Below are 17,134 nucleotides of genomic sequence, written 5' to 3' on the forward strand. Positions count from 1 at the left end.
CTACACTGTCGCCTCCAATTTTTAAGCTATCTATTGGGAGTAGGTAACTATGAACACTCAAAATATTCTTCATGCAGTACGTTACGCACTTATCGCACTTACTTTGACAAGTGGTGTTGCATGCGCAGTTGCGCCACCGGTTGACACTAAAGAAAAAACTACTGAAGAGAAGACCAATAAAGAAACACCCGAATATGTTGCTGAAATGAAAGCTAAAGTTTTTAGCAAAGAAGCTGTCTCTGTTCAAAATGGTGAAAAACGATTTAATCAGACGTGTGTGTATTGCCATGGACATCAAGGTTCGGGTGGTAAAGCACGTAAATTGCAAGGGCGCGATTTTGATTCTGACTATTTATTTAAGACGATTACTAAAGGCAAGAAGCGAGGTTCATTAGTTATGCCTCCTTGGAAACGAACATTTACACCAGAGCAGCGTTGGGAACTGGTGACTTATATTATGTCTTTAAGTGAAGAGAAATAAATTTAAGGAGAGTCTGCATGTTTACAACAATAAAAAAACTGGCAGTCCTAAGTTGTATGCTTTTAAGCCCATTAGCAGCGGCTGATAGTTTAAAGCATATTCAGCAAACTGGAGAAATCGAACTCTGTGTCCATCCTGATCAGATGCCCTTTTCTAAGCGGGCAGGAAAACCGCAGGGTTTTCAGGTTGATATGGCAAAGGCCTTTGCTGAAAAGCTAGATGTAGCGTTGAACATATCGTGGATTATGCCAAGACGCCAAGCAAAAAAAACGGGCTGTGATTTCTATACAGGGGTTGCTAGATTGGGAGATGGTGATTCTAAGTATATGTTGATTTCAGACCCTTATTTGCGCTTAGAGTTTAATTTAGTCACGCGTAGTGGTGAGAAAAAGATCAATAGTATACGTGACCTAAAATCTAAGGTTGTAGGTGTATCACCCGGTAGTGTTGCATCGCATGCTTTGAATCAAAATAATATTGATTTGGCCGTACGTTTCCGTGATGAAGCGAGTCGTTTACAGGCGCTTATTGATGGAGAAATAGATGTTGCCCTTGTGACTAATGTGGCAAGTGGCTGGATACAAAAACAACATGGTCAGCAGTTTCAGGTTGTGGATGCCGAAAAAATTCTGAATGTTGAACTGAATTATGACTACGCATTAGGCTTGAGGAAAGCTGATGAAGAAACAAGAAAGGCATTTAATAAACTACTAGTTGATATGAAGGATGATGGGACACTTGGAAAGATTTTCAAAGAGTATGGTCTCAGATCTATTTAGTTGTTAACGATGAGAGTTTTTACCTCCGCTTCTGCGCTCCCAAAGCAGAACTTTTGAGCGCGTCCAACGCGCTCCTTTTTATTATTGGAGCTTGCACCATTATGCAAAAATTAAGTTCGCAGCAGGGTATAAAACAGCGCGGTCAGAATAAAGTTGATCGTATCCCTGTAAAAATCATCCCTACGACGGAAGATACTAAACTTAAAAAGCCAGATTGGTTGAGAGTTAGATATAACGCATCTCCGAATGTTGATGAAATAAAAAGTACGCTGCGCCAGCATAATTTAGCCTCAGTTTGTGAAGAGGCTAGTTGCCCTAACTTGTATGAGTGTTTTAGCAAAGGAACTGCAACATTCATGATTATGGGTGACATCTGCACAAGGCGTTGTCCTTTCTGTGATGTTGCTCATGGTAGACCAAATGCTTTGGACCAAAAAGAACCCGAATTGTTAGCTGAAGCGGTAACCAGCATGGCCTTAAAGTATGTAGTGATCACGTCAGTAGATCGAGACGATCTCCGTGATGGTGGGGCTGAACATTTTGTATCTTGTATTACTGAGATTCGAAAAAGAAGTAACACAATTAAAGTTGAGTGCTTGGTACCAGATTTTCGCGGTCGCCTAGAAGTTGCAATGGGTAAGTTTGAGGAATGTGTACCGGATGTTCTGAATCATAATCTCGAATCTGTGCCGCGTTTATATAAGGAAATCCGTCCCGGTTCTGATTACGCTGAATCATTAAAGTTACTTAAAGGTTTTAAGGAGCAGCATCCAGATATAATAACTAAGTCAGGTATTATGTTAGGGCTAGGAGAGACTGAGCATGAGATTCATGAGGTAATGCGTGACTTACGTGAAGCCAATGTTGATATGATAACCATTGGCCAATATCTTCAGCCTAGTAATTATCATCTACCAGTTGAACGATATGTTACGCCAGAAGAATTTGAACGTTTACATGTATTAGCTATTGAAATGGGTTTTGTGCATGCTGCATGTGGGCCTTTGGTTCGATCTTCATATCATGCGGACGAATACGGAACACTCTAATAATTTTGTTGGAGTGGTGTTCTAAGTGTTTTTTCTTAATTTACATTAGGGCCATGATTAGGACTATGATTAATGTGGGTCATACTATCGAAAAAACAGTGCCTAAGTCTGCTGTTTTAGTTTAATAAGTAGTATTGCCATAGGGCACTGTATTGTTACAGACTGGCACATATAAATATAAAAAGTACCCGTATTCAAAGTCTATGGCTTAGAGATCGGGAGTGAGCAGGTGAGTTGATGTCTACCAATAGTCCAGACCATTCTAAGCTTAAGAATGTAAAATTTTTGGAGGAAACCGAAAAAGGGAGCGGTTCCAAAGATAAATTTATCGAGTCGTCATGGGAAAGATGTCGTGATCGTTACAAAATTTCTTCTAATTCTGATGTAGAGCTTGTCTCTCTCTCTGATTCAGAAGTTAAAGAACGTCGTGAGCCAATGGAAAAGCTCCTAAGTGATTCGGTGTGGGTTTTTGATAAGATTCGTACCTTGTCAAAACATGGAGGCTACACTGTTCTTATCACTAATGAGGAAGGGGTTGCAGTGAAAACGTTTGCCGAGTCCAATGTTGGCCACGACTTGGTAGCGAAAGGGTTACGGCAAGGGACTTTGTGGTCTGAAAGCGTTGTTGGGACTAATGGATTAGGCACTTGCTTAACAGAATGTAGCCCCGTGACTGTTTATGCAGAAGAACATTATGGTATCAATTTACATAATTTCAGTTGTTCTGCTGCGCCTCTTATTTCGCCTGATGGCACGCCGTTTGGTGCAATTGATGTGTCGACTTTTGCTTCAGGTAATCGATTATGTCAAGCATTGGCATTGAATCTGGTATCTGAAACAGCAGATGAAGTAGAAGCGTTAGTTTTTAAAGATGCTTATCATAACCAGCGCATTGTGAGTATATCTGTTTCTCCTGTTGTTTCTGTGACTAAAGCGCTTATTGCTGTGAATGATAGAGATATTATTGTTGCGGCTACTACCCCTATTCTTTTAACAATGGGGTGCAGAGATCGTTATGAAATCGTAGGGCGTAAATTTCAGGATATTTTTGATCTCAGTTTGGAACAATTAGAAGCTTCTATATCAGTCGAACACTACATTCAAGTAATGGGGAAACCTTATAAGTTTCATGCAGCTCTATTACAGAGTGGCCCTTTTAAAAAAGATAAAGAGGTTACTAAAGCAATTATTTATGAAGGTTCTACCGTTAGACCTTCAGGGATAGATGCTGAAATTAATTCTTCTTTACTGTCTGCTGCAGGAAAAGAACCTAATTTATTAAAACAAGCAAATCGTTGCCAGCGAATTGTAAACAAAGGGATCAGTATTCTATTACAAGGGGAAACTGGAACGGGTAAGGAAGTTTGGGCTAGGGCTTTGCATGATAGTAGTGATCGAGCCGATAAGCCTTTCATTACGTTGAATTGTGCCGCGATTCCGGAATCTTTAATCGAGAGCGAATTGTTTGGTTATGGTGCGGGTACATTCACCGGTGGTTTAAAGTCAGGTAAAGTCGGTAAAATTCAGGCCAGTAATGGAGGTACTTTATTCCTGGACGAAATAGGTGACATGCCGCTTGAGTTGCAAGCCAGTTTGCTTAGGGTTTTGGCGGAGAGTGAAATTATTCCGTTAGGAGAATTAGCTCCTATAAAAGTGAAATTAAATGTTATTTGCGCCACGCATCGAGACTTAAAAGAATATGTTGGTCGAGGGGACTTCCGGGAAGATCTATATTATCGTATTAGTGGTTTTAAAGTACCTTTACCAAGTTTTCGAGAGCGTGTAGATAAACCTCTTATTATAAAAAAAGTTTTGGATCAGCTTTGTAAAGATGAAGATGGTACCGAAAATATAGAGGTCAGTGAAGCTGCTATGAGGTTATTATGTCAGTATCACTGGCCAGGTAATATCAGACAGCTAAAGAATACTTTGCAGTACGCTCTATGCATGATAGAAGGCAACATTATTGATCTAGAGGATCTTCCCGAAGAGCTTTTCAGTGATGATATTTCATTAGAGGCATATGGTGCTCCTGAAGCAGGAGGTGGGGTGTTACCGCCTACTCGGATGGTTTGTATTTCTTCTGACCCAGCAGGGGGGTCTGAGAGAAATGAATTAATTCAGGCTTTGGAGCAAAATCGTTGGGTAGTTACTCGTGCAGCTAAAACGCTTGGCATCAGCAGATCTACTTTACATCGTAAGATGAATAAATATGATCTTCTTGCGGATGATTAGATTCATTAGTGAAAAACCTTCAATTTGATTGCTATGATTCAATTGAAGGTTACCTAAGCATATTTCTATTCATAGCTTTAGATAGTGGATTCTATCCTGATAGTTGAAGCTATTAGCTTAAAGGTGTACTTGAATTTAGCCATCTTTACCTTATTGTTATTTATGTATCGTCGTCTTTTCCTCGATTGCTTTTCCAAAAATCTTTTAAATGTTAATCAGTTACCCCCATTTTGGCTCCATTTGTGCAGTGTATATGCTGAATAGAAAACAAGGCCGATCGATTTAGTTCGCCTGTTTTTTAGGAATGAGTTTGAAATCTCTTATGCGGATGGTCGATTAAGTAGTGGGGTAGTAAATAATGTCATTAAACTATGAAGTACAAGGCCGTGGTGATTCCATTATATTGATACATGGCTTATTTGGTTCTTTGGATAATTTAAATTGTTTAGCACGGTATTTAAGTAAGTTTTATCAAGTAATTAGTATTGACCTAGCTAATCATGGTAAGTCAAAGCATTGTGATGAATGTACTCATAGTTCTATGGCACTGGATGTTGTAGCGTTACTTGATGAATTAAAGCTTGTTGAAGTAAGTGTTATAGGCCATTCAATGGGAGGTAAAGTAGCGATGGAATTGTCATCGATTTGTCCGGATCGGATCAAATCACTTGTCGTCATTGATATAGCTCCTATCGCCTATGATAACCGCCATACTCATATTTTTAGAGCGCTAAGTTTAATTGATTTACGCGAGCTGAAAAATCGCCAAGATGCAGAGATAGTTCTACTTCAGGCTGGGATTGATGCTCAAACTAGTAGCTTTTTACTTAAGAACTTGATCTACGTAGACGGAGGGTATAAATGGAGATGTAATTTTCCAAGTATTGAAAAATCTTATGCCGACCTTCTTGATGGACCGAAATCTAATGTACAGTTTTTAGGACCTGTAATATTTGTTAAGGGAGGTTTATCAGATTATATCCTTCCTGAGCATGAGCCAGTTATAAAGAGGCTATACCCTAAAGCAGTTATCGAAGTGATGGATGATGTTGGACATTGGGTACATGCTGAAAAACCAGCTGCACTTAATAAGCTTATCAATTCATTTTTTAATCAAAGTTATTCATCAAAGGGTTGTTAGAGAGTGTGTTTAGTGAGCATCATTTATGTGAATTCTTCGATATTAAGTAATACATTGTTAGGGAAACTACGAACAAGTCCTAAGCTTTCTCAGTGGGGAGTAAATTGACTTAATGCGCGAAAGGTAGCGCAGTGAAATGACGCGTCCTTTTCAAACTGCCTGACAAAGCAGAAAGTCAATTTAATCTTCACCCTATGGGGCTTACAGAGTGATCCAATTTCGTCATTAACAATTTTTGGCAGGCAACCAGCATGTCTGTAATCGTTGCCTTGAGCTTGAACCGCTCTGTAAGCCTGAGGTGCTTGAGGCTTATTCGTAGGTTTCTTAGTGAACAGTTAGATTAGATCTAGGTCATTTCCTATCTAAGGATAGAAAATGTTCAGGGTGGCGTGATGCGAAGTGACTCACGGGTGTGATACAGAGTGTCGCATTTTTTTTCAAGATAAGCAGTTAACTCACTTTTATATGCATTTAATCGATCATTCTTTGAATATACGGGGGGCATAGAGTTTGCTTAGTACCTTTACTTATATGATTTAAAGGGAAAATGCCGTGATTATTAGATCTTTGCAGTTGTTTTTACTATTGCCATTCTTGTTGTTGAGTTCAATGAATGTGAATTCGCAACCTGAAGTAGTTTGGAAAAAGAAAGCAGACTACATTGTTATTAATGAACTCGATGGCGCGGTGAATAATGATCACCCTCATCGTATTCCCGTTAGCACGATTGCAAGAATACTAAGCCATGTTCAGGTGAAAAATAGCCCTTATCGTCCAGACGATTCATTTTGGGATACACAGAAAGATGCACCTGTTCGAGTATTTACGGACAGGGAAATTGATTTATTAGGAAATAAATTAAGTGAAGCTTTGATACAGCTTAAGCAGAGTGAAGTTGTTGCTTTCTCTGTTTCTGATCTACGTTCATCTTATTTAGGGCGTAAAAGGCTCTCTATTAGCGGTTCCGTCTTTATTAAAGATAAACGATTGAATCTATTGTTAGGGGCCATGCATGTTGATTTGTTAGGTAAGTATCAGCGTAGTACTGGAATTACAGGAACATACGGTCGGTTAAAAAATGATTTAAGTAATGGTGAAATTGCGCGGTCAAATAGCCACGGTTGGGATTTAGTCACGTTTGAGGGAGCTAAAAAAGTTGATAATAGATCAGACTGGTTATCGATTGATCTCAATCGTACCTATGAATATGTAGTGATAAAGAAGAAAGGGCAAAGTTTAGATACAAAATATTTATCAGAACAACAGCAAGAGTTATCTAGTGTATCGTTAGAGGCTCGAATCATTGAATTAGAACAAGCTCAGAAAACTGACAGTAGTATCGAAGAGCGCTTACGCAAACTAAAAACATTATATGATGGTGGTGTATTACCTGAAGCTGCTTACTTTGAAAAGGTTAGAGTTATTATGTCTGAACTGTAGATGCCGATATTTAAGGGTGAGTCTTTTAGGGGGCTCGCTCTTATATACTAGCAATACTACGTGTATTAACTTGCCTAGTTAATTATAGACATAAAGCATCAGCATCATCTTTTGGATGATAAAGCTAGATTACCTGATAGTTCATAAAGAGTTACTAAAAAATTAGCCAAATACTTACATATCAATATGAAACGTATCATCTTTAATTGTATTGCAATACTGCTCTATATCTTAGGGAACCTACGAACAAGCCCTAAGCTTTCTCAGTGGAGAGTAAATTGACTTAATGCGCGAAAGATAGCGCAGTGAAATGACGCGTCCTTTTCAAGCTGCCTGACAATGCAGAAAGTCAATTTAATGTCCACCCTATGGGGCTTACAGAATGATCCAATTTCGACGTTAACGATTTTCGGCAGGCAACCAGCATGCCTGTAATCGTTGCCTTGAACTTGAACCGCTCTGTAAGCCTGAAATGCTTGAGGCTTATTCGTAGGTTCCTTGGTAGATAGTCCATAATTTTATATATTTTCCATCCCCATTCCCTCAAGTATTAATTTAATTTTTTTGATTAATCCCGCTGCTGCGACACTTGTTTCTAGCAGGTGAGACAAGTGTCTATCGTGGTTGTGATATTAATAATCTTTCAATGTTGCTGGTTCCTTCAAGTTACTGTTTTTTTTAAATATTTATATAGCTGGCCTAGTTGTTGCTGTACACACACTCATTAATCAATGTGCGGATTATGTAAGAAAAAATTTAGAAACTGCTTATTAGATCGTGAAAGTGTTCGTTCATAACAACAATAAAAAGATAAAAAAATGCCAAATTATTTAAAAGTATTATTACTAGGTTTGTTTTCCATACAGGCTTATGCAAATGACTATCCTAATGTGCGTGTTGCTACCTTGCAGCACGGTACGGTCAATTGGGAAATGGATGTCATTCGGCATCATAAATTAGATAAAAAATACAACTTCACTTTATCCGTCACCCCGGTGGGTGGAAAGAATGCGAGTGCGGTTGCTTTACAGAGTAAGGCTGTAGATATCATGTTCAGCGATTGGATATGGGTCAACCGCCAACGCTTTAGTGACCGTATGTATGGTTTCTCCCCTGTATCTGCCGCGGCAGGCGGGCTGTACGCTCAGCCGGATGCTGGTGTTAGCTCTATCTCTGATCTTTCTAATCATCGAGTTGGCATTGCTGGAGGGGCAGTCGATAAAAGTTGGCTGTTGCTACAAGCTTATACGAAGCAGAATTTAGATCGTGACCTCAAGGAATTAATTCAACCTGTATTTGCAGCGCCCCCTTTACTCAATAAATTGATGTATGACCGTAAACTCCCATTGAGTCTTAACTTCTGGCATTACAGTGCCAAGTTAAAAGCCAAAGGCTTTAAGCAAGTTATAAGTATTAATGAAGTTATTAAAGGTTTGGGGGTAGAGACTCAAGTTCCGTTAGTGGGTTGGGTGTTTTCTGAAGCTTGGCGTGAAAGGAATGAAGAATTACTCGGGAATTTTTTGAAGGCATCGCAAGAGGCGCGTGAGATTTTGCTTAAGTCTGATAAAGAGTGGACGCGTATTCGTTCGTTAACTCGTGCTGAAAATGAAGAGATATTTCAAGCTCTCAAACATGAATATCGCGTGGGTGTGTTAAAAGGATTTGGCAAAACTGAATTAGATGCATTGGATCACCTTTACAGCATTATGGCTGGTGAAGGAGGAGCAGCATTGACCGGTGGGGCAAACCAACTTGACCGTACACTGTTTTGGCTACCTGATTCGAATGTTGGCGTAACGCAACTAGAATCGGGAGTTAAATAATGATGCCTAACAATGAGGTGAGTCCTTTTCAGTGTGGTGTAGATAATAAAAATACTGAACCGACTCATAATTCAGATAAACGTTTTATGGGTATTAAAAAACAGTCTAGAGGTTTTGTAAGAGGGATGATTCCTCTGCTGGTCATTCTACTTATTTGGCAAAGTGTTTCTTTGTTTCTGAATAATGACAATTTACCAAGTGTTGCAGAGGTTTTTTTAAGTTTACAGTCGCAGTTGATTCACGGCGATATGCTGCATCATCTAATGGTTACCCTTGTACGTGTAGCGATAAGTTTTTCAATAGCGATGTTGCTGGGCGTAGCGATTGGAATTGTTATGGGGGCTTTTCCTCGCATTAATGAGGCTGGAGACTCTATTCTAGTGATCGCCCTGAACGTACCTGCTTTGGTTACGATTATTCTATGCTACGTTTGGTTTGGCCTCGTTGAAGCTGCTGCGATCGCTGCGGTTGCAGTTAATAAAATACCGACGGTTGTTGTAATGGTGCGTGAAGGTGCCAGAGTCATTGATCGTGACTTGCTACAAGTCGCACAGGTTTTCAAACTATCCCCAAGCCGTTGTTTCTTTAAAGTTTATCTTCCTCAGCTTTATCCTTTTATCATGGCGTCAGCTCGTTCGGGCTTATCACTTATATGGAAAATTGTATTAGTCGTTGAGATGTTAGGGCGTAGTGATGGCGTCGGTTTTCAATTAGGTACCTTCTTCCACTTTTTCGATATTGCAGGAATTTTGGCTTACACCTTCGCATTTGCTGCCATTATTTTGGTCATTGAAGGCTTCATTATGCGTCCATTGGATCGTTATATCGCCCGTGGGAATTACAGAAGTGTTGGAGGATTCAATGATTAAATTGGATGTTGATATTAAGGGTAAATCATTTTTGAATGCTCAGAACTCAGTGCTAGGCCATCTAGAAATTAATGTGGCTAAGGGTGAATTTGTATCAATCGTTGGGCCTTCAGGTACAGGTAAGAGCACTTTACTTAATATGATCGCAGGGTTGGAGTCTATTGATTCTGGTTCTATTCGTTATAACGATCAAAAGTTGGAAGATAAACCGACCTGTAAATTGAGTTATATCTTTCAGCAGCCTCGTTTGATGCCATGGTTAACAGTCGCTGAAAATCTACGCTTAGTGGTACCTGAAGTCACTGATTCTGAGATTGAAAGCATACTTAATAAAGTGGGGCTTGAAGGTAAGTCCGCCTTGTATCCCAAGGAATTATCTGGAGGGATGCAGCGTAGAGTCAGCATCGCTCGTGCATTCTTGATCAGGCCGGATATTCTGTTGCTAGACGAACCTTTTGTGTCACTCGATGAGCCTAATGCAAAGCGACTTCGCTCTACTTTATTTGATTTGTGGATAGAGCATAAGACGACTGTTGTCTTTGTTACTCATGATTTAAATGAAGCTATTCAATTATCAGACCGAATTCTTTTTCTGTCATCCGCTCCTGGGGAAATTATTCTCGATCGTGAAATAGATCTACCAAGACCTAGATTGCCAGAGGATATTCATTTCCAAAATTGGAAAAAACAATTACTCAGTCAGTATCCCAAGTTGTTAGAAGGGAAAATTAAACAAGCTGGATTAGAGTCACTATTTGGAGATCACCGATGAATACTCCCTTTGCTTTAGAACTGGTTGATGTCAGTAAAAGTTACGGCCGCTTAAAAGCCTTAAACAAGGTTAGTTTAGATATAAAACCGGCTCAATTTGTAGGCTTACTTGGGCAAAATGGTGCGGGTAAAAGCACTCTGTTTCAATTACTAACAGGGTTGTTCAACAGTGATGAAGGCCAGCTGCGTGTTTGCGGCCATGATATTAGTCGCGATCCAATCAAGGCACTTTCATCTTTAGGTGTTGTTTTTCAGCAGTCTACATTAGACCTAGATTTAACCGTTGGTGGGAATCTTAAATTCCATTGTCTACTTCACGGGTTAAGCAGAAAGCAAGCTGATTTAAGAATTGATAGTGAACTTGAACGCTTTTCTATGCAGGAAATACGTAACACGGTAGTTCGAAATTTGAGTGGAGGGAATCGACGAAAAGTTGAGTTGATTCGGGCACTGCTTCACGAGCCGAAAGTTCTGTTAATGGATGAAGCCACAGTTGGTTTGGATCCGGAATCACGCAAATCATTAGTTAACCATGTACTGACTTTGTGTAAAGAGCGCGAAATTGCAGTGCTTTGGAGCACACACATTATTGAGGAAGTACAGGCCGCAGATAGTGTCATTGTTTTAGATAAAGGAACTATTTTAGCGGAATCTTCACCTGAGCAGTTACAGATGGAAAGTGAAAAACCAAGTCTGACTTTAGCTGATGCATTTTCACAGCTAATAGATAAAAACAAAAATATTGGAGTTGTATATGAGTAAGTTTTTTAAAGAGTGCGAATCTGGATTAAAAGCGACTGCTTTAGCGTTGTCATTATGTGTAATTCCACAGGCTGAAGCGAGTTCAGGCTATGTGTTTGTCAGTAGTGAAAAAGATGATGTTGTGACTGTCTTCAATGCAGAAGGCATGAATAAAGTCACAGAAATTAATACCAGTGAACGCCCACGTGCAATGAAATTGAGTTTGGATGGCTCCTTACTTTATGTGGCTTGTGGTGATGATGATGCAATCGATGTTATCGATGTTTCAACACTTAAGGTGAAGCAAAGCATTGATATAGGGGAAGATCCTGATCGTTTTGATATCTCTCCGGATGAGAAATTTCTTTACGCATCAAATGAAGATGATGGCCTCGTTACTGTTTATTCTTTAGAGGAGAATAAAAAAATAGCGGAGATTGAGGTAGGTGAAGAACCTGAAGGCGTACTTGTTAGTCCTGATAACCGTCTAGTCTATGTGACATCTGAAGTGGCCAATATGGTTCACGTCATCGATATTGAGTCTAAAGAGATTATTGAAAATATCGTGGTTGGTAATCGGCCCAGACGTATGGAGCTTACTCGTGATTTAACTGAACTGTGGGTGAGTAATGAAGTTGGAGGCACGATTACCATTCTAGATACCGCAACTTTTACACAGACAGCTGAGCTAAAGTTTGCACCTAAAGGCATGCGAGCTGAGAGTATCTCTCCTGTCGGGATGGCCATGACTAAAGATGGATCACGTGCCTATGTGACATTAGGTGGAGCAAATCATGTTGCAGTTGTTGATACTAAAACTCATAAAATCATTGATTATATTCTTGTCGGTAAACGTGCCTGGGGTGTTAGTTTAAACAGTGATGAAACAAGGCTTTATGTAACTAATGGCAAAAGTGATGACTTAGCTGTAATAGATACTGCTCGCTTAAAAGTTATTAAATCTGTTCCTGCTGGTCGTGTACCACATGATGTTGTTGTAGATGATTAAGGTGTAGGTGAACTTATGAGATTCATTCGATTCTTACTGGGATCCTGCATATTATATTTATCTGTAGGAGGAATTTCATTCGCGACGGCGACTGAAATTCAGAGCGTTCAAATTGCTTTGATTGAGTATGAAGATGACCCTCGCTATAAAGCGAATATTATTGATGCTCGTTATCAAGCTCAGCCTTGGGGACGTTTAGAAGAGGCCGTTAAATTAGCGATAAAAGAGTCGCGTTTTGCAGCACAAAAAAAAGGGCTAAAGTTTGACCTGACTAGGCATGAAGTTGCAGCATTGAATGAACTGCCATCCCTAATTAATGAGCTAGAAGCACAAGGTACGTATTTCTTTTTATTGGATCTTCCTGGTGAAGGTGTTCAGTACGTTGCTTCTGCAGCACAACATCCATCTTCGTTATTCTTTAACCTTAGCGCCTTAGATAATAATTTACGCAGTGAATACTGCCACAGTAACTTATTACATATAGCGCCAAGCCGGAAGATGTTAACGGATGCAATGGCTCAGTATCTTGTTTCTAAAAAATGGAAAGAGGCATTAGTTTTATACAGTGATAATGAAGAGGATAAACGTTATTTATCTTCATTACAGAGATCCGCTAAAAAGTTTGGTTTAGATATTGTTAGTGAAAAAGTGTTTAAGCTTGGAAATGATCCCCGTGATCGTTACCGAAATAACATCTCTCTCCTGACCGCTAAAGACGATTATGATGTTGTATTTGTCGCGGATAGCAAAGGTGAATTTGCTGTTGATATCCCTTATTCAATTGTAAAACCACGGCCTGTTGTCGGTGCCGCGGGCTTAGTCGCTGATTGGTGGCATTGGGCGTGGGATCGTAACGGTGCCCCGCAAGTGAATAAGCGCTTTTTGAAGAAAGGGAAACGTCAGATGACAGGCTATGATTGGTCTGCATGGATGGCTGTCAAAGTTATTGCAGAAGGCGTACTTCGACAGGATGTATTCGATCCTAAAAATTTCCAGCCTATGTTATTGAGTTCTGAGTTTAAAGTTGATGGTGCTAAAGGCTACCCTTTAACTTTCAAGCCTTGGGATCAGCAGCTAAGGCAACCTATATTTCTTACTTCTCTTAACCGTGTAATTAACCGAGCTCCATTAGAGGGATTTCTACATCCTGTAAATAACCTTGATGTATTGGGTAATGATCAAGGGGAAGGGCAATGCAAAATATCGAAAGAGATAGGTAAGAAAAAATGAATACAGTTCATGCGTTTAATGCATTCTCAGCTCTTTCTTCACGGGAAATTGGTAAGTTTCTCCGCCAAAAAGGGCGTTTGTTTTCTGCATTGGTTAGGCCCGCTTTATGGTTATTAGTGTTTGCTGCTGGATTCCAGAATGTATTTGGTGTCGCGGTCATTCCTCCTTATGAGTCATATATTGAATATGAGGTGTATATCACGCCAGGGTTACTTTGCATGGTGATCTTGTTTAATGGTATGCAGTCTTCGTTAACGATGGTTTACGATAGGGAAGTTGGCGTCATGCGTTTATTGCTGACGGCACCGTTACCGCGTTGGTATATCCTTTTTTGTAAACTGATGGCAGGTACATTGTTATCGCTGCTCCAAGTTTATGCTTTCCTAGTAATATGTTGGTTGTTTGATGTAGATCTTCCTGTTTATGGGTTATTAAGTGCATTACCTGCGTTTATCATATCTGCATTAATGTTAGGCGCATTGGGGTTATTACTCTCAGTATCAGTCAAGCAATTAGAAAACTTTGCTGGAATGATGAATTTTGTTATTTTCCCTATGTTTTTTATGTCACCCGCACTGTATCCCTTATGGAAGCTGGAAGAAGCGGGGGCTGAATTAGTGTATCAAATTGCGCAGTTCAACCCTTTTACACATGCAGTGGAGCTGGTTCGGTTTGCTCTTTATGGCCAACTGAATTCGGAATCATTGTTTGTCGTGGCTGGTTTCTTCGTTGTCTTTTTTATCCTGGCTGTTCGGGGCTATGATCCTCAGCGGGGAAGCATGTCACAAAAAGGGCGCAAGGGCGGTTAAGGTCTTGTTTGCGGTAAGTTAACGTAAATACTTATTTATGTTGATTGTGTATATAAATTTTTAAAGCTTTAGATGGTAAGGATCGATTTTAATGAATGCTGTAAATGGTTGGCTACCTTTGTTAGCTGGCGCGTTAAGTTTTAGTAGTGCTGTCTTCGCTGCTGATGTAACGACACTAGAAGGTGTAACAGTGATCGGTAATACGCCGATTCATGGTGTAGGTATTGAAAAGAACCGTATAGCAGCAGCCGTACAGTCAGCAAACAGTGAAGACCTTGAAAAGAGTCAGGCGCTGAACGTTGCTGAACACCTACGTTATAATTTTAGTAGTGTAACCATCAATGAAGCAGTCAATAACCCGTTCCAACCTGATGTACAGTACCGTGGTTTTACTGCATCGCCTTTATTAGGTCTGCCTCAGGGGCTATCTGTTTACGTAAATGGTGTACGTTTTAACGAGCCATTTGGTGATACCGTAAACTGGGATCTTCTTCCTGAAGGTTCTATCGATTCAATCAATCTTTTTGCAGGCTCAAACCCTGTATTCGGCCAGAATACTCTAGGCGGTGCATTATCAATTAAAACCAAAAATGGTTTTGATAATGAAGGAAGTCAGATTGAAACCTCTATCGGTAACGATGGTCGTTTTAATGTAGAACTTCAAACCGGCGGTAATGACGGTGAATACGGTTACTATGTTATTGGTAACTACTACGAAGAAGATGGCTGGCGTGATCACTCTCCAACTGAAGTGCAGCAAGCTTTAGCTAATTTAAGCTGGCGTGGTGAAGAGAGTGCCTTGGACTTAACGGTTGCGGCTAACAACAACACGATGATTGGTAATGGTGCTGCTCCTATCGGGCTTATGGAAGCAGAAGGCCGTGAAAGTATTTTCACTCAACCAGATCAGACAGAGACAAACCTATCACTGCTAACGCTAAGTGGCGATACCTGGCTTGATGATAATACTCAATTGGCTGGTAATGTTTTCTATCGTCGAAATAAAGTTAAAACGCTGAACGGTGATGATAGTGATTATTCCGCTTGTTTGGTTGATGCGAATAACGCTGTTCAGTCAGGTTTTGAAACAGGTGATGCCTTAGGTGGCAACCAAGTTTCTTTATGTGAATTTGAAGGTGATGAAGCTGCGCCACTATTGTCAGATTATGAAGCGGTTGAGTTTCGTGGTGGTGACGATGATGATTCCCTAACGGATGTCGACGCTGCGTTGGCTGCTCAGGTTCAAGGTGATGATGAAATCTTCGATGGAACGTTGAATACCTCTGAAACTAAGATGGAAAGTTTTGGTCTGGGTTCTCAGGTTACGTTCTTAGATGATTGGAATGGCAAAGAAAACCAACTAACAGTTGGCGGAAGTGTTGATTATTCTCAAATAGATTTTCAGTCGGATACAGAATTTGCTGAACTCCGCAATGAGGATGGAGAAGATCGCGGTGTAACAGGCGTTGGTCTTTATGATAATGAATCAAGTGTTCGTCTGGAGACTGATGTAACCTATGTTGGCTTCTTTGCAACGGATACATTAGCGTTAAACGATCAATTAGATCTCACTCTATCAGCACGCTATAACTACACCAAAATTGATATGGTGGGTATTGGCGAAGAAAACCTAGACTTAACGGGTGAGCATGTCTTTAAGCGTTTAAACCCAGCGGTTGGTCTTGCTTATCAATCAAGTGAACACCTAAGTTATTACGGCAGCTATAGTGAATCTTCACGTGCGCCAACGCCAGCTGAATTAAGCTGTGCGGATCCAAACGATCCTTGTAAATTGCCAAACGGCTTTGTGTCAGATCCACCATTAGAGCAGGTTGTTGCTAAGTCATTTGAAGTGGGTGTACGTGGTAATAGCGTGGGTTACAGTTGGTCTGCGGGCGCATTCCATACGACAAACCATGATGACATCATCTTCCAAAATGCGGGGAGTACAGCCTCTGAAGGTTATTTTGCCAATGTTGGTGAAACACGCCGTATGGGTCTTGAACTTGCAGCTAACAAACGTTACGAAAACATAGCCGTTGGTATCTCTTATACGTGGATGGATGCGACATTCCAGACGCCTTACAACTCTGTAAGTAATAACAACCCGTTAGGTGATACACGTTCAGTAGAGAAGGGAGATAGCATTCCAGGCTTGCCTGAACATAATATCAAGTTGGTAGCTGATTGGGCGGCAACACCTAAGCTTGATATAGGTGCGGAAGTGACTTACCAAAGTAGTCAGTTCTACCGTGGCGATGAAGCTAACGAGAATGAAAAAGTGGACGGCTTCGCACTGCTTAACCTGAGAAGTACGTACAAGTTAAACAACACATTTGAACTGTTTGGCCGTATCGACAACGTCTTTGATAAAGAGTACGAAACTTTCGGTGTTTATGGTGAAGCTGATGAAGTCTTGGAAGATCAAGGAATTGATGATCATCGCTTTGTCGGTCCAGGTAAACCGCGTTCAGGTGTTATTGGTATTCGTGCTAAATTCTAATACCTTGAATGTTGAAATGGCTGACGCTGAACACGGAGTAACAGGCTAATATGCCATGCTCCGTACGAAGCACGCTCATGATGCCAGCAGTGATACTCTCACTGCTGGCGCATTTCGTTTTACTGATGGGGTTATTTTATATCAGTAGGACTGATCTATTGCCTGTAGAAAGCCTTGCAGTTGCCAGTGGTGAAATGTCTAGAACCATGAACGTTACGGTGACTACATCACGTCCGGAACCAAAGCCAGAACCA

Annotated in this window: 15 protein-coding genes; all 15 read left to right on the forward strand. The window is 40.4% G+C overall.

Annotation, left to right across the window (positions count from 1 at the left end):
• Nucleotides 1-49 precede the first annotated feature (49 nt).
• Nucleotides 50-481, forward strand: coding sequence for a c-type cytochrome (locus B4K11_RS17135; RefSeq protein ID WP_292951369.1), 432 nt, complete (start codon nucleotides 50-52; stop codon nucleotides 479-481).
• Between the two features lie 17 nt (nucleotides 482-498).
• Nucleotides 499-1,260 carry a substrate-binding periplasmic protein gene (locus B4K11_RS17140; RefSeq protein WP_292951366.1) on the forward strand — a complete coding sequence of 254 codons (762 nt, stop codon included), beginning with the start codon at nucleotides 499-501 and terminating at the stop codon, nucleotides 1,258-1,260.
• A gap of 101 nt (nucleotides 1,261-1,361) precedes the next feature.
• On the forward strand, nucleotides 1,362-2,309 hold the full coding sequence (gene lipA / locus B4K11_RS17145) for a lipoyl synthase (protein ID WP_292951363.1): 948 nt from the start codon (nucleotides 1,362-1,364) through the stop codon (nucleotides 2,307-2,309).
• Between the two features lie 237 nt (nucleotides 2,310-2,546).
• Nucleotides 2,547-4,544: a sigma-54-dependent Fis family transcriptional regulator gene (locus B4K11_RS17150; RefSeq protein ID WP_292951360.1), complete on the forward strand. Its 1,998-nt coding sequence runs from the start codon at nucleotides 2,547-2,549 to the stop codon at nucleotides 4,542-4,544.
• Nucleotides 4,545-4,902: 358 nt separating this feature from the next.
• Nucleotides 4,903-5,685 (forward strand): alpha/beta fold hydrolase, encoded by a 783-nt coding sequence (locus tag B4K11_RS17155; RefSeq protein ID WP_292951357.1) that lies wholly within the window; start codon nucleotides 4,903-4,905, stop codon nucleotides 5,683-5,685.
• A 552-nt stretch (nucleotides 5,686-6,237) separates the two neighbouring features.
• Entirely contained in the window at nucleotides 6,238-7,125 is an 888-nt protein-coding gene (locus B4K11_RS17160; protein ID WP_292951354.1) for a hypothetical protein, read from the forward strand.
• An 818-nt stretch (nucleotides 7,126-7,943) separates the two neighbouring features.
• Nucleotides 7,944-8,948, forward strand: a complete 1,005-nt coding sequence (locus B4K11_RS17165; RefSeq protein WP_292951351.1) for an ABC transporter substrate-binding protein — start codon at nucleotides 7,944-7,946, stop codon at nucleotides 8,946-8,948.
• The gene (locus B4K11_RS17170; protein ID WP_292951348.1) at nucleotides 8,948-9,817 is read left to right on the forward strand and encodes an ABC transporter permease; all 870 of its coding nucleotides are present in this window, start codon (nucleotides 8,948-8,950) and stop codon (nucleotides 9,815-9,817) included. Before B4K11_RS17165 ends, B4K11_RS17170 begins: the two co-directional genes overlap by 1 nt.
• Nucleotides 9,810-10,589 carry an ABC transporter ATP-binding protein gene (locus tag B4K11_RS17175; protein WP_292951345.1) on the forward strand — a complete coding sequence of 260 codons (780 nt, stop codon included), beginning with the start codon at nucleotides 9,810-9,812 and terminating at the stop codon, nucleotides 10,587-10,589. Before B4K11_RS17170 ends, B4K11_RS17175 begins: the two co-directional genes overlap by 8 nt.
• Complete coding sequence (locus tag B4K11_RS17180) at nucleotides 10,586-11,350, forward strand: ABC transporter ATP-binding protein (RefSeq protein ID WP_292951342.1); 765 nt, start codon at nucleotides 10,586-10,588, stop codon at nucleotides 11,348-11,350. Before B4K11_RS17175 ends, B4K11_RS17180 begins: the two co-directional genes overlap by 4 nt.
• Complete coding sequence (locus tag B4K11_RS17185; protein ID WP_292951339.1) at nucleotides 11,343-12,338, forward strand: PQQ-dependent catabolism-associated beta-propeller protein; 996 nt, start codon at nucleotides 11,343-11,345, stop codon at nucleotides 12,336-12,338. The genes B4K11_RS17180 and B4K11_RS17185 overlap by 8 nt, the downstream gene beginning before the upstream one ends.
• A 15-nt stretch (nucleotides 12,339-12,353) precedes the next feature.
• Nucleotides 12,354-13,568, forward strand: coding sequence for an amino acid ABC transporter substrate-binding protein (locus tag B4K11_RS17190; protein WP_292951336.1), 1,215 nt, complete (start codon nucleotides 12,354-12,356; stop codon nucleotides 13,566-13,568).
• Nucleotides 13,565-14,377, forward strand: coding sequence for an ABC transporter permease (locus tag B4K11_RS17195; protein WP_292951334.1), 813 nt, complete (start codon nucleotides 13,565-13,567; stop codon nucleotides 14,375-14,377). Before B4K11_RS17190 ends, B4K11_RS17195 begins: the two co-directional genes overlap by 4 nt.
• A gap of 91 nt (nucleotides 14,378-14,468) precedes the next feature.
• Nucleotides 14,469-16,880, forward strand: a complete 2,412-nt coding sequence (locus B4K11_RS17200) for a TonB-dependent receptor (RefSeq protein WP_292959469.1) — start codon at nucleotides 14,469-14,471, stop codon at nucleotides 16,878-16,880.
• A gap of 50 nt (nucleotides 16,881-16,930) precedes the next feature.
• A partial coding sequence (locus tag B4K11_RS17205) for a hypothetical protein (protein WP_292952264.1) occupies nucleotides 16,931-17,134 on the forward strand: 204 nt, incomplete at its 3' end.

Source organism: Neptuniibacter sp. UBA6509 (assembly GCA_002435145.1).
Lineage (GTDB): Bacteria > Pseudomonadota > Gammaproteobacteria > Pseudomonadales > Balneatricaceae > Neptuniibacter.

Coding starts and splice junctions, on each gene's coding strand:
- B4K11_RS17135 (WP_292951369.1), top strand. CDS start 50: ATGAACACTCAAAATATTCTTCATGCAGTACGTTACGCACTTATCGCA.
- B4K11_RS17140 (WP_292951366.1), top strand. CDS start 499: ATGTTTACAACAATAAAAAAACTGGCAGTCCTAAGTTGTATGCTTTTA.
- lipA (WP_292951363.1), top strand. CDS start 1,362: ATGCAAAAATTAAGTTCGCAGCAGGGTATAAAACAGCGCGGTCAGAAT.
- B4K11_RS17150 (WP_292951360.1), top strand. CDS start 2,547: ATGTCTACCAATAGTCCAGACCATTCTAAGCTTAAGAATGTAAAATTT.
- B4K11_RS17155 (WP_292951357.1), top strand. CDS start 4,903: ATGTCATTAAACTATGAAGTACAAGGCCGTGGTGATTCCATTATATTG.
- B4K11_RS17165 (WP_292951351.1), top strand. CDS start 7,944: ATGCCAAATTATTTAAAAGTATTATTACTAGGTTTGTTTTCCATACAG.
- B4K11_RS17170 (WP_292951348.1), top strand. CDS start 8,948: ATGATGCCTAACAATGAGGTGAGTCCTTTTCAGTGTGGTGTAGATAAT.
- B4K11_RS17175 (WP_292951345.1), top strand. CDS start 9,810: ATGATTAAATTGGATGTTGATATTAAGGGTAAATCATTTTTGAATGCT.
- B4K11_RS17180 (WP_292951342.1), top strand. CDS start 10,586: ATGAATACTCCCTTTGCTTTAGAACTGGTTGATGTCAGTAAAAGTTAC.
- B4K11_RS17185 (WP_292951339.1), top strand. CDS start 11,343: ATGAGTAAGTTTTTTAAAGAGTGCGAATCTGGATTAAAAGCGACTGCT.
- B4K11_RS17190 (WP_292951336.1), top strand. CDS start 12,354: ATGAGATTCATTCGATTCTTACTGGGATCCTGCATATTATATTTATCT.
- B4K11_RS17195 (WP_292951334.1), top strand. CDS start 13,565: ATGAATACAGTTCATGCGTTTAATGCATTCTCAGCTCTTTCTTCACGG.
- B4K11_RS17200 (WP_292959469.1), top strand. CDS start 14,469: ATGAATGCTGTAAATGGTTGGCTACCTTTGTTAGCTGGCGCGTTAAGT.